Here is a 13,608-nt window from a genome sequence, read left to right on the forward strand (position 1 = left end):
CAAACTGATGTAACATATATCACAGGTCGGTTGTCTTATCAATTGAAACGCCCCCTTGAAAATGAAAATAATTATATCTACAATCGCGATATTAACCGCTTCTTTATCTTTAGCTCAGGTAAAAAAAGATTCGGTTAAACAAAAAGACATAGAAGCTGTTACCCTTGTTGTCAGAAAACCAACAGTAGAATCTAAAGTTGACAGAACTGTTTTTAATGTAGCCAATAGTTCTATCCTTGCAGGAAATACTACCTGGGATGTTCTTAGAATGACTCCTTTGGTTAGTATTGATAATAACGATGTTATAAAAGCTGAAGGTGAAAAGGTTACTGTTTATATCAATGACAGAAAATCAGTTTTTACAGGAAAAGAGCTGAAAGAATATCTGGCTACGATCCCAGCAGACAACCTGATGAAAATAGAAGTGATCACCAGTCCTTCTTCGCGTTATGAAAGTGCCGGATCGGTAATCAACATCGTATTGAAAAAACGTGATGATGAAGGGATGAAAGGAAGTGTTACCCTGAACAACAGACAAAATAGAAAAAACTCACAATACACCAATTTTAATCTTAATTATCATAAGAAAAAATTTACGCAGACCCTTATTGGAAGCTACAGTGATAATACGTGGTCACAAAAAAATTCCAACACCCAGTCTTTATACAAGGATAATGATGTTACCTCCATCAATATCATAAATACGGACCGAAACAAAAGCCCTTCTTTATCTTCTACTTCAGAATATGAACTGAATGATAAAAATAATGTTGGGGTTATTCTGGAATACTATCAGAGCAAAAGATCTACTTTTTCAGATGCAGAAGGAATACATTACGCAAATGATGTTTTTAAGGACTCATATAACCGAAATCAGGATTTAACCGGCATGAGCCGTACCCTGGGAACCAATGTTTTCTATAAATATTATGATAAAGAAAAAAATAAAATTTTAGATATTAATATCGGTACAAATTATGATTCTCAAAAAGACACTAATGATCTAATAACAAATTACAGTAATAAATCCACGTTGGATCAAATAGGAATTAATTCTCATAATCAAACCCGTAACTATTATCTAAAAGTAGACTATACGCAACCTTTAGGGAAATCAGGAGCAACATTTGAAGTGGGTGGAAAAATGGACTTCAATAACAATGTAGCTCCATATGATCTGTCTGGAAATATGATAGACAGCAGTTTAAGAACAAATGATAATTTCCATTATCAGGATAATATTAATTCCGTTTATGCCAACTATAGCAAAACCTTTTTCAAAAAGCTGGAAACCAGAATCGGAATCCGCTATGAATATATTAGTTTCAAACTGCGACAGGATATAGCAGGTACTTCAAGAAAAGATTCTTATGGTACTTTTCTTCCCAACATATTGCTGAAATACAATTTTTCAGATAAATATGATTTGAGTTTGACCTATAACCGTAATATCTGGCGTCCGTGGTATACGGAATTCAATCCTTTTCTTATCCCTAATTATGATGGATTCTATTCCAGAGGAAATATGGATTTACAACCCAATCCTAGTGACAGACTTTATATGAAATTCGGAATTCTGAAAAAATATTTTATTTCTGCAAGGTATATGTATACCAATCAGGACTATTGGACAACTTATACTACTGAAGAAAATACACCGCCACAAAAAGACAAGACAATTACCTACCCAGGAAATTTTAGCGGCCGGGTTCAAAAGTATTATCTTTTTGCCAATACCAATCAGACCTTTCTGAAAAACAAACTAAGTGTGAATGTCGGATTTGGATGGTACTATATTGACAACAGCGATTTTAATACAAAAAATGATTTGAAGGGAGCTAAGTATATCAGTTATTGGGGTGGATCCACTAATATCTCTTACACCAATCTTTTTAATAAGAACATCAATCTGAGTGCATGGGTAGAAGTATCCAATCAAAACAACGGAAATTCTTATGCGAACAACACGAATGTTTTTCATAATATTTCTGTAACTAAAATATTTCCTAAAACACAGATGGAAGTCAGCCTACAGCTGATGAATATTTTCCAGAGACCTAATTTTGATTCAACTACCTTCAGTCCGGTCGGAGCCTTTAGAAATTCTACACAGTCGGATTGGTATGGTTTCTCACTTTCATTCGTAAAAAGATTTGGAAATCAAAAAGTAAAGACAAACACCAAAACCGATGTTGAGAAAAACGGTGGCGGCGGAAAATAAATAAAATTTTAATTGTTAATAACAGAAACGGACTTTTTGAGAATTCAAAAAAGTCCGTTTCTTATTTAATAAAATCAAAGAATTGTCTTAAAATTTATTTCTTTTTATTTTCTTTTGGTTGATAACCGGGAAGTCCTAATTGCCAGGCAACAAAAGCAAAAATTTCTCCTACATTGGCATATGCACGCGCAAGATCAGCACCACCCATATGTCCACCTTCATAATCTACTTTAAAAAGTATAGGGTTATCAGAAGCGTCATTTGCCATTAGTTTCGCGGCAAATTTAGCGGGCATCCATGAAACAACCCTGCTGTCATTAATCCCGGTTGTAATCAAAGTAGCAGGATATTTTTCTCCTTTTTTTATGTGGTGGAAAGCATCCATTTCCAATAAAGCTTTAAATTCATCAGGCTTAGTTACTGTTCCAAACTCAGGAATATTTCCAGGGCCATTAGGTGTAATTTCACTTCTGATCGTATTAGTAGAGCCTACATCAACAATCACTGCTTTAAATAGATCTGGTCTCTCTGTAACAGCTCTTCCAACAGTAATTCCACCTGCACTACCTCCCCAGATGGCTACCTTTTCCTTTGAAGTGTAGCCTTCTTTAATCAGATATTCAGTACAATCTATTAGATCTCTCCAGGTATTGGGCTTCGTTTGTTTGTAGCCTGCTTTATGCCAGATTTCCCCTTTTTCACCACCGCCTCTTACGTGGGCAATAGCAACCATACCGCCTTTTTTAGCCCACATACCAAAGCTTCTTGCAAAGAATGGACTATACGACATTCCGTAGCTTCCGTAAGACTCTATCAAAACAGGAATATTTCCGGTTTTTTTAATATTTTTATCATAAACCAATGTCAAAGGAACTTCTACCCCGTCTCTTGCTTTTATACTTGTTTCTTCAACAACTACACCTTCAAATTCAGGATAAGCAATCAATGGTGCCAGATTTTCTTCTTCAAACTGATTCGTTTTCAAATCATATTTTAATCTTCTTGTTTCATTGGCCCAGCCGGAACAATAAATCCAGACATCAGAATACTCTTTACCTTTTATCTCAATAGAAACACTTCCTGCGACAAAAGGTAGTTTTATTGGAATATCTTTTCCATTTCTATACAGATAGAATCTTGCATCAACACCATTTTTGGTTGTTGTATAATACATTCCATCTTTTGTAATTTCAAAACTTTTAATGGTTTCATCCTTTTTTTCAGGAACCAGAATTTCAGGATTTTTAAAATCCGGTTTTTCAAGATCGGTTTTACAAAGTTTAAAGTTTGGTGAGTTATATCCCGACATAAAATAGACTTCTTTTCCTACCGGTTTTTTCTCATATACCTTATCTGCCTTATAGTAGAGGGGTTTCCAGCTTTTAATTCCTTTTTCAAAATCTTTCCTGCTGATGATAAATGTATCGGTAAAATCATCTACATCACCCAGATTCCCAATAAAATAAGGATCATTCTGATTGAACTGAACAATCCCCGGGAATCGGCCTTCATCAATATTTAATTCTGGATTATTTACTCTTGAAAAAACATTTTTACGTTTTTTCGGATCTTCACCCAATCTGTAAAAAGTTACTTCTGTATTTTTTGTGTACTCCGGAGAGTTTGAATCTGTCACTGGAAAATAAGTGTAAAAGAAGCTGTTATTATCTTCCAGCCATTTTACCTGACCAACAGTTGTAGGCTCAAGATTGGTAATTACCTCCGGATAGATCTGTTTTGTCTTTACATCCATGATAATGACTTCAGAAATTTCCTTTCCATTCTCGGACATCGAGATTGCAATCTTACTCCCATCCCAGCTTGGACTCAGAAAATTAATTGTGAAATTATGTTTCTGTGTTGAACCCGGATCGAAGGTGGAAATAAAAGTTGCAGGATCATATAAAAACTCTTCTTTTCCCTTAAATCCTTTTCTGTAGTATAATTTTTGATATTTGTCGTCTGCTGCTTTTTTTAAATAAAAGTATAAGTCACCGCCCGTTATTTTTAAAGTTGATACTGAATATCCAGTCCTCTTGTCAAATTTCAATCTCTCATCCACAAAATATTTTTTGTACGGGAGTTCACCAAGTACAGAATCGGTATAATCAGCCTGAGATTTCATCCAGTTAATTGTAGCCGGATCTTTTAAATCTTCTAAATTTCTGTATTCATCTACTATTTTAGTTCCGAAATATTCATCAGTAACTGGTGCTGAAGGTGCTAAATTTGTTTTTTGAGCATTAATCAGTGTACAGGAAACCAAATTAACGGCTATAATAAAATATGTTCTTTTCATTGATCTTTTAATTCACCATACAAAGAAAGCAAATATGATTTATATTCCAAAAACAATCTAACAATGGGATTTGATGATCTATATTTTCAGCATACGATCGATACATAAGTACAAAAAAACGCTCACATTTCTGTAAGCGGTTTTATGTATTTATTTCAATTAAATCCTTAGTTTAATATTCCATTCATTTCTGTTAAAATGATCGGCTTCCCATCAGTAACCACAATAGTGTGTTCATGTTGTGCCATATAGCCTCCGTTATTACCTACCATGGTCCATCCGTCATTTAATTCTACGGCGAGATTTGAAGAGGTCGAAATAAATGTCTCTATCGCAACCACGGAATTTTTTTTGAACCTCCGGGAATCAAAACGGTTTTTATAATTAAATAATTCGTCAGGCTGCTCATGCAAACTTCTTCCGATACCATGTCCTGCTAAATTCTTAATCACTCTAAAGCCTCTTTTTTTAGCTTCAGTTTCCATAAGAAATCCAATATCTGCTATTTTGACTCCACCTTTTATATTACTGATTGCTTTTTCTAAAATAGCTTTAGAAGCATCCACTAATTTCTGATGCTGGTTGATATCCTTTCCAATAATAAAAGATCCTCCATTATCCGCCCAGAATCCATTGAGTTCCGCTGAAACATCAATATTTATTAAATCACCTTCTTTTAGAATCCTTTCTTCGGTCGGAATACCATGACAGAATTCATTATCTACACTGATGCATGTCCACCCCGGAAATCCATACGTCAGATAAGGTGCAGATTTCGCTCCAAAGTCGGATAAAATTTTTGCTCCGTATTCATCAAGATCCTTTGTTGTCATACCTGGCTGAGCATAATTGATCATTTCCTTTAAAGTATAGGCAACAGCTTCACTTGCCTTTTGCATTCCTATTAATTCAGATTCGTTTGTTATGGACATTGCTTTATTTTTTGTTCTTATAAATTCCCACTTGTGCTATCAATAACAAAATATTACTTCTACGATAACCCTTGGAGATTACAAAGTTAGCAATTTAAAATCTTTCTTTACAGAGAACGGTAAGCGATAGTTTTATAATATCTTACTAAATAATCATAAATCACCATCTCAAATACTCTTTGATTGGAAACAAAAAGTCGATTGATATTCATGTGAAAAATACTTTGAAAGAAAGTATGCAAAGGTATTTCTAAAGACTTATTATCATTGTGAAATTTAATGTTCTGTAAAACGGCTGCACTTTCTTCAACATTAGAAATAAGAAAATGTCTTTCCTCCGAAAATTCTTCTGATTTAAGAAAATCAATAAATTTTGGCTTAAATTCCCGGTATTTCCTATCTAATTGGCTGTTAAGCTTTTTATCTGCATTAAATTCCTTTTTAAATGCATCATTAAAAACTTTTATCCACTTAAGTTTCTCCTGAATATTAAGATTAATTCTATTTAGTACTTCATCAATGTAAAAAAGGCTGACAATTATTTTCTCTTCGTCATCAAAATGCAAACATTGTAATGTGTATTCACTATTGATACAGAATAAAGCTTCCGCATCTTCAATAGTATTCTGTCCATATCTTTCAACTTCCCTATTGTAGACATCAACTGAAATATTTGAAATTTCTCCGCTATCAATAAATTTTTTAAAAACATTACTGGCCTTATTTAAGACTTCATTGTAACTCTTAGTATTTTTTAATTTAATTCTAAGTCTTATATGTGGTTTTGGATCATTGTATCGAATAAAAAAAAATTGAGAAATATAATTTCTTTCCTTACACCATTCGATGACTGGTATAATAGCAACTTCCAAAAGAATATCCGAAGTCTTTATACCTGCATAAATTTTCAGATACAGCCATTCATCTTCTAGAAAAAATTGTCTTTTTACCATAATCTACAGTTTCATGTTTTTATATATTGAAAAAACAAACTCGTGCTTATAATCATCATTTTCATTGTATAAAAATTCACTAATGATGATTGATTTTTCTTTTCTTATAGTTTGGATAAAAATTCTTACCATATCATAATTCTCTAAATTTATAGGTAAGGTGTTATCATATTTTACCCATTGAATCCATTGAGGAATATTTCTTTTATTTCTCCAGATTTTTAATTTTGACAATACTTGTTCTTTATCTTCTATTAACACTTCCAAAGAGTCAATATCCTTATCAATAATATTCCACTGAGCTTTTGACAGAATGACATTGTTATATTCTATTCTAGGTAAAAATTTATAAATCTTATTCAATCCGCCCCAATTGAAATATAATTCTGTACGGCTATTTTGGGAATGGAGATCTGATAAGAAATGATAAATAGGTAAAGTATCCGTATAGTAATTATGAGCATTAGTTAAACAAGGTATAATTTCTTTATTTAATTTCTTGGAACGCAAAATGATTCTATCATTTCTCAAAGATATATATAGATCGTTAATAGATATCTGGTTCTCTGATGGTAAAATAGATTGTGCCAGATAAGGGATTTCATAGCTTCTTAATGTTGGTCGTCTTATCACATTGCCTAATCTCGCTTGTGGTAAGTGAATTATTTCTGCTAAAAGAGAATCAGTATGAAAATCTTCTTCTTTTTCAGTTATTTTTTTTGTTAAACCCTTTACCTCCGATTTTTCGGAACAGAATCTTCCAAGAAGATTTGCGGCACTACTTCCCCCTCCACTTCCTATATATAATTTTTCATAACTATTTTCAGATATTACTTCTGCCATAAAAGACATGGTATTGGGTAAATCATCCCAATTCTCCTCAAAGCCTTTAAAATCCTCATCATATAACTCAATTGTAAATTTTTTATCCAGTAAAGCTTCTTGTAATTTTTCATTAAGAATTTTTTGGATAGGAGTAAGCTCTATCTTAAGATTTTGTTTATCCGGAAGAACAGGAAACACCAAATCATCTAAATAGGAATGAATACCTTTTGCCGAAATATCCTGCCTGTACCCAATTCCTATTTCTGTATCTAAAACATAAGATAAGGGCATTTCCCGAGTTTCAAATCTCTCATAAAATGCTTTTTTAAATTTATTGAGGTGAGTGTCTTTATAAGGTTGTGTAATTTTATTTAGAAAACTAATCCCTTTTTTAATCTCTTTTGTCCAATAAACAGGAAGCTCTACTGTATTCTTAAAATACAGATCTGTCTGGAAAAGATATTTCTGTTCATATTTAGCATGAAAAGATTGAATCAATTTTTCAATTTCCAAATATTGAGAAATAGGATTTCCTATGTTTAAATCCAACGCATCCAGTTTATTTTTTATAGAAATCAAAATATCTTCTTCCTCCCTAGCCTCTATTCTGTTTAAAACACATAATATAACTTCTAAAAAATCTTCTCCTGAAACGTTCGGTTCCAGCTCACTTATCAAAACTTGGTTATCAATTAACTCATTTATAAATACCTGAGCTTCTTCTTCTGTTATTTCATTATTAACAAGACTTTTAACAATTTCCCCAATAGTTTTTCCTTGTTGAGAAAAATCCATCACATGTTCAAGTTCGTGTGAAAACGGAGCAGAAGAAATGATATAGTCTCTTTTTCCATTGGTATACTGATATTCAACATAGCGAATATTATCTCCTACTCTATAAATACTGTTATTGGGAGAATAAAAAAGTTGATTTTTATAGGAAGGAATGTCTGTCAGATACTTCGCTAAAGAAACCAGAAAATGCATATCAAGTTTTGTGTCTCGGATTTTCGCTGAATCAGAGAGCTTTTGATTATTTTTTTTATTACTTTCCGTTATTTCCTTATTAAATATACCTAACCCAATCCCTGAAAAAAGCCCGAATGGTGTACATCGTGTACTCATTCGGCTATAATATTTAATTATGGTATTTTTAACTTTTAGATGTTGGTCTGGTGATAATTCCCCATTTGAATTCAACCATTGCCTGAGTTCCTGATAAAAGTAAGGGGATGCTAAATAAATAGCCTCTTGAAAGATTGGATCATTACAAATTCCTTTCAATTCATTACTTGATAATTCATCTTTTTCTAATTTCATTCGAAATTCTCTAGATGAAAATAAAGGAGTTCGAACTATATACTCATTAAAAAAATAATAAGGAAAATGAGACATCTTAATTTTTTGTAATGGGAAGTTCTATATAACTATCATTGTACCACTTTATTTCTAATGGCTCTTTAGCATCTTTAATAGTTTCACTACTTACATCTTTTCCTGTTCCATAATTTATTTGATAATCTGGACTTTTATTAATGCCAAGTACTAAAACCAGCCTGCTCCCTTTTTCTATTTTTCTACTCATAAAAAAAGTATTTTTTATTGGAATAGTTTCTATGGTATTTGGCTTTAACAATTTTCTTTTGTTGCTATCAACTGAATAACTTGCCCTTGCAAAATATTCATGTGATAGTTTCAAATATTGACCTGTTGATAATTTTTCGTAAATATTTATATTGACGTCTATATCTTTTTTATTAATAAGTACCTTTAATTGTCCAGCAATACTTCCGCTTATTTCAAAGGGAGAATCAAAAACATCACTTTCATAAATAAGTTTATCTTTTAAATTTCCTCCAAGTATTAAACTGTCAAGTATTCTTTCATTATCAAAGCCTTTTAAAGTATCTTTTCTATCTAAAAAATCTATTTTTTGCGAAATATAATCTACTTTAGATTTTGATTCCTGTAACTTTGTCTTGTTTAAAAACAATTTTAATTTTCCATTACTTACTTTGTCAATACTAGGAGAGCTTTTCCACTGGTTAGAACCCATAACCTGATAGTTCACTTTATCCTTTAGAAATTCGGGCTTCTTACCTCCTTTCAAAATATAATCAAACCATTGATAGGAAATATCTTCTGTACTAATTTTAGCAATAGGATCAATTTTATAGCCTTGATATTCTCCTGATATGCCAGAAATCACATCACTGTGACCATAAGGACCTATTACTAAATAATGATCTGCATTTTTATTATACTTACTATGTTCATTATAATAGTACATCGCTCCTCTTTGATCAGCATCATAATAACCTGTAAATGTTAAAACCGGAATATTAATTTTAGTAAAGTCTTTTTTAGACGAAGCTTTAGATTGCCAAAACTTATCAAAAGAAGGGTGTGTTAACCATTTTTGGAAAATAGGATTAGTTTTTCCATATATGCTATCTAACTTATTAAACGCTATTCCATTTTTATAATAAGAATTATAAACTGAAAGCCATTTTTTGTCATCATTAAAAAGTTTATAGTCTGTTTCTTTCTTTACATAGCTCAGCCATCTCAACATATAAGGGCTAAAGCAATTATTATACATTGGGAAATCTGTTCCAAAACCTACAGAAGCAGAAGGAATTATGGTTTTTAAAGCAGGATGAAGATTTTTAGCAGCCGCCCATTGACTAAACCCATCATAACTTCCACCGATCATCCCTACCTTTCCATCACTCCAAGGTTGTTTTATTATCCAGCTAATTACCTCATTTACATCTTCGACTTCAAACTCAAAAGGTTCAACTTTATCATTACTTAAATAAATACCTCTACTATAAGCGTAAACAATTGTAAACCCTTTCATAGCATTAAGCTTTTCAATATGGCTAAAACTTCCTCTATTATAAATACTAAAATTTAATATTGTTGGTACTTGTTTTTCTCCCTTCCTGTATCCAATAACTCTTAATGAAACCTCATTTCCTTTTTTTGTTTTAATAACAATACTATCATTTACATTATACTGTTGGAAATCTACTTTCTTTATTAGAGGTACTGCAATATCATTTGTTTCTTTTACAATAACGTAAGATGTGTAATAACGGCATAATGTAACCGCGTCTGCTAAAGAAATACTATCATTTTTGATATTAGTCTTTAAAAATGATAGTATATTATCTTTTAATTTATCTTCCGTAGATGTGAAAAAACTAGCCAAATAAACTTTTGTCTGATCTGGTATAGTAGATAATTTTAAATTGAAAGTTTTTTCATATTTATCTTTATTAGAAATCCTCTCACTATTTAATTTGTATAATGAATAAAGTTCAAAAGGAATCCCTATTATTTCTTTATACTTAATATCTTTATAGATTGGAGAACCTCTTAGTTCATTTAAATAATAAAGCCCTTTTTCATAATCTCCATTAAGAATATAAAAACGAAACATATTATCATAAAACTTATTCTTGTCATCATTTTTATATACCTGCAAAATTTCTTTATTTAACATCCTTATCTTACTATCAAAAGAAGGATTCTCAATATTACCGTTAACTTTAAATAAAAAATTTTGTGCGTAAATATTTAACGAAAGCAATCCAATTACAAGTAGGATTGCTTTTGTTAAATATTTATTGGTATTTACTGTCATTCTGATATTATTAAACTATCTTATAATCTGGTATCTAAACCTGCCTGGCAATTTTTACTCCCGGTTGTATCACCGTTTGTTCCGCCATCATTTCCACCAACTTCTCCAATTAAATTCAAATTTCCAGCACCTCCTCTAATTAAATTCAATTTAACAATTTGTAATTTTTTCAAAGATAATTTTTTCTCGATTTCGTTCTCTTTTTTCATGCTTTAAAGTATTAATATAATTTACTTTTACAAAGTAACTCACTTTATTAAGTTTTTCAAAAATATTGCCCTCGAAATTTACCAATTTCGTATCATAAACCCCCGTAATACAATCATTATCAACATCATAATTTCTCATTTTCTTCTCGCAGCAATTTGATGTAGTAGGAAGGTAAAGTTCCAGTTATTTTTCTAAATGCATTAGAAAAAGATTCTGAATTATTGTAACCGATATCGTCAGCAATAGCTGAAATTGTATACTTTCTTAACTTGTCATTCTTATTTAATTCCTCCACAATATAATTAATCCTTAATTCATTCAGATACTGTGAAAAATTCTTTTCTTTTAGTTCATTTACTGATTTTGACAGATAATCACGATTTGAATCAAAATCCTTAGCCAAACTATCAACTGTAATATTCTTTCGCAAAAACTCTTTATTTTTTTCAAACAATTCCAGTTTCATTTTTATATCCTGTAATCTTTTATCGGACAACGGACTTTTCCCTTTTTGTTCTATGATATTACTTTCTTCTTTCCGTCTCTTATAATCAACAGCTAAGGATACGGTTATCCGTGATTTTTCTAATAATTTATTGGCCTGTTTTTTATATTCTGCTATTTTTTTCACATTTTGAATATATAACAACAGTAAAACAAATATTATTAATGTACCTATTGCTAAATATATATACAGCAATGAATTTTTACTATTTAAATCAGCAATTAGTTGTTCTTTTTTCTCTATAAGAATTGGGGTATCATATTTTTTATATATTTCCTTTGACAAATATTGTTTACTATTGTTGATAATACTATCTGCAAAAAATAGTTTATCAATAAATTTCAGTTGACTTTTTTTATCTCCCTTTTTTTTATAATAGTCAATTAAAATTTCATAACTATCCCTGGTAATAGGATCAAAATTTCTGGAAATCGATAAAACAGAATCTGTCTTAATAAAATATTTTACAGCAGCCTCTTCATGATGAGTATCGTAATTATTTTTTCCTAAAAAATAATAAGTAATTGCTAAATTCCAATAATCATTATTCTTAACAAAACTTTTTTCTGCCTCCAAATGACTATCAATAGACTTCTTGTAATTTTTCAAATAATAATTGACAATTCCAGTACCAGAGATAAAATAAGGATAGTGAGTATAGTCCTTATATTTGTTACATTCATGAATTCCTATATTGATATAATCTTGAGCCTTGATATATTGCTTTGCTTTATTATAGCAATTTGCTACTGAAAAAATCGAACCGATATAACTTTTGATATCTTGATCTTTTGTATTTATTTTTTGTTTTTGATAGTTGTAATACTCTAAGAAAAGAGGAAGTGCATCTTCATTTTCACCCGTTGCTGTTTTGAGAATTCCTATTAGTTTTTTGATATAAAAAAATTGGTCTAAGTTCTTATCCTTGGACAGTTGTTGAGCTTTAATATAATAATTTAATGCTTCTTTGTATTCAAATTCATAATTCAGTAAGATCCCTTTGAGAATATATGCCTTCGCTGGATATTCTTTATTATTAACATTTTTTGTTATTTCTATTAAGCTATCGGCATAAGGATGACCGTTTTCAGATGTTAATCCTTTTATATGTGCTATTTTGTAATAACCGTCATAAATAAAGTTTTCATTTTTTTCTTTCTTTCCTTTTGCTAGAATAACATTTGCATATAATCCTGCTTTCTTATTATTTATCCGAAAAACTTTATTATAATTCTCTTCTAACTGATTAAAACTCTTAGTCTTTAAAGAATCCGGTATGTGAAACCCTCTTATACTTTGTGAAAAACACAAACTCTGAATAAGAAAAAACAGGATAACGAAGGGAATTTTTTTCATATTTATTTTCAAAATACAATATTACATATTTTAAGATTCTTTTCATATTATTTATCCAAAATGCCAATCAAACATTTAAATACCAGGCAATTAAAATACAATTCATTGGGTCTATATTTATCAATCTTGGGTGATATCAATCTGAAATTGATAAATTCCGACATGCTTCATTTGTAAGAAAAAAAAGACAGACGCATATTTGTCTTAGCAAAAACAAAGATATTTTGTTTTGTATGTGTACAGTACAAAATGTAAGTATAAAAGCTGATCAGCTAAAAAACCATGTCAGGGTTTGTATGACAAAGAAAATTATTAAATTTAAATAATCAAAAAAATGAAAAAAGTAATTTTAGTTGCTGGTATTTTAACAGCAGGCGTTATAAGTGCTAATACAACTTCATCAAATAATGAAAAATTAAGTACTTTTAAAAGTGAAAAAGTAATCACATCAAAAAGTTTGAAGAAAAATTCTCAATTAAAGAAATTTTATCCAATCTACTATACTACAAGTTGTGGTATACCTGCAACAACAAATCAAACAAATTGGACTGGAGCGCAAATCATGGCTTGGGCAGAAGCACTTGAAACAAATTATTGTAATTAATTTTTAAATTATCTATTGCACTTATAGTAAATTTAGCTATAAGTGCAGTTT

At 30.6% G+C, this 13,608-nt stretch carries 9 protein-coding genes; 2 read left to right on the forward strand and 7 right to left on the reverse strand.

Going from position 1 to position 13,608, the window contains the following annotated elements; translation table 11 throughout:
• Nucleotides 1-61 precede the first annotated feature (61 nt).
• Nucleotides 62-2,221, forward strand: coding sequence for an outer membrane beta-barrel family protein (locus tag AC3WRL_RS20250; RefSeq protein ID WP_261509781.1), 2,160 nt, complete (start codon nt 62-64; stop codon nt 2,219-2,221).
• Between the two features lie 94 nt (nt 2,222-2,315).
• On the opposite strand, the gene AC3WRL_RS20255 is transcribed toward AC3WRL_RS20250, so the two are convergent.
• The 7 genes from AC3WRL_RS20255 to AC3WRL_RS20285 form a co-directional block, all read right to left on the reverse strand.
• A complete protein-coding gene (locus AC3WRL_RS20255) occupies nt 2,316-4,520 on the reverse strand; it encodes a prolyl oligopeptidase family serine peptidase (protein ID WP_492331126.1) in 2,205 nt (734 codons plus the stop codon).
• Between the two features lie 167 nt (nt 4,521-4,687).
• Nucleotides 4,688-5,452, reverse strand: coding sequence for a type I methionyl aminopeptidase (map, locus tag AC3WRL_RS20260; RefSeq protein ID WP_261509783.1), 765 nt, complete (start codon nt 5,450-5,452; stop codon nt 4,688-4,690).
• A 107-nt stretch (nt 5,453-5,559) separates the two neighbouring features.
• Nucleotides 5,560-6,405: a thiopeptide-type bacteriocin biosynthesis protein gene (locus AC3WRL_RS20265; protein WP_492331127.1), complete on the reverse strand. Its 846-nt coding sequence runs from the start codon at nt 6,403-6,405 to the stop codon at nt 5,560-5,562.
• A 3-nt stretch (nt 6,406-6,408) separates the two neighbouring features.
• Nucleotides 6,409-8,550, reverse strand: a complete 2,142-nt coding sequence (locus AC3WRL_RS20270) for a lantibiotic dehydratase family protein (protein ID WP_492331128.1) — start codon at nt 8,548-8,550, stop codon at nt 6,409-6,411.
• A gap of 76 nt (nt 8,551-8,626) precedes the next feature.
• Complete coding sequence (locus AC3WRL_RS20275) at nt 8,627-10,882, reverse strand: CocE/NonD family hydrolase (RefSeq protein WP_492331129.1); 2,256 nt, start codon at nt 10,880-10,882, stop codon at nt 8,627-8,629.
• Nucleotides 10,883-10,902: 20 nt separating this feature from the next.
• Nucleotides 10,903-11,091, reverse strand: coding sequence for a hypothetical protein (locus AC3WRL_RS20280; RefSeq protein ID WP_261509787.1), 189 nt, complete (start codon nt 11,089-11,091; stop codon nt 10,903-10,905).
• 125 nt (nt 11,092-11,216) lie between these two features.
• Nucleotides 11,217-12,953, reverse strand: a complete 1,737-nt coding sequence (locus AC3WRL_RS20285; protein WP_492331130.1) for a helix-turn-helix domain-containing protein — start codon at nt 12,951-12,953, stop codon at nt 11,217-11,219.
• Between the two features lie 334 nt (nt 12,954-13,287).
• On the opposite strand from AC3WRL_RS20285, the gene AC3WRL_RS20290 reads away from it, so the two are divergent.
• Entirely contained in the window at nt 13,288-13,557 is a 270-nt protein-coding gene (locus AC3WRL_RS20290; protein ID WP_261509789.1) for a hypothetical protein, read from the forward strand.
• Nucleotides 13,558-13,608: the final 51 nt, after the last annotated feature.

The sequence above is a fragment of the Chryseobacterium sp. FW101-FHT12H09 genome (assembly GCF_058790395.1).

What these genes read in the sequence shown, in the direction of transcription:
- AC3WRL_RS20265 (WP_492331127.1), bottom strand. Translation starts at nt 6,405, where the DNA reads ATGGTAAAAAGACAATTTTTTCTAGAAGATGAATGGCTGTATCTGAAA.
- map (WP_261509783.1), bottom strand. Translation starts at nt 5,452, where the DNA reads ATGTCCATAACAAACGAATCTGAATTAATAGGAATGCAAAAGGCAAGT.
- AC3WRL_RS20255 (WP_492331126.1), bottom strand. Translation starts at nt 4,520, where the DNA reads ATGAAAAGAACATATTTTATTATAGCCGTTAATTTGGTTTCCTGTACA.
- AC3WRL_RS20280 (WP_261509787.1), bottom strand. Translation starts at nt 11,091, where the DNA reads ATGAAAAAAGAGAACGAAATCGAGAAAAAATTATCTTTGAAAAAATTA.
- AC3WRL_RS20275 (WP_492331129.1), bottom strand. Translation starts at nt 10,882, where the DNA reads ATGACAGTAAATACCAATAAATATTTAACAAAAGCAATCCTACTTGTA.
- AC3WRL_RS20290 (WP_261509789.1), top strand. Translation starts at nt 13,288, where the DNA reads ATGAAAAAAGTAATTTTAGTTGCTGGTATTTTAACAGCAGGCGTTATA.
- AC3WRL_RS20285 (WP_492331130.1), bottom strand. Translation starts at nt 12,953, where the DNA reads ATGAAAAAAATTCCCTTCGTTATCCTGTTTTTTCTTATTCAGAGTTTG.
- AC3WRL_RS20250 (WP_261509781.1), top strand. Translation starts at nt 62, where the DNA reads ATGAAAATAATTATATCTACAATCGCGATATTAACCGCTTCTTTATCT.
- AC3WRL_RS20270 (WP_492331128.1), bottom strand. Translation starts at nt 8,550, where the DNA reads ATGAAATTAGAAAAAGATGAATTATCAAGTAATGAATTGAAAGGAATT.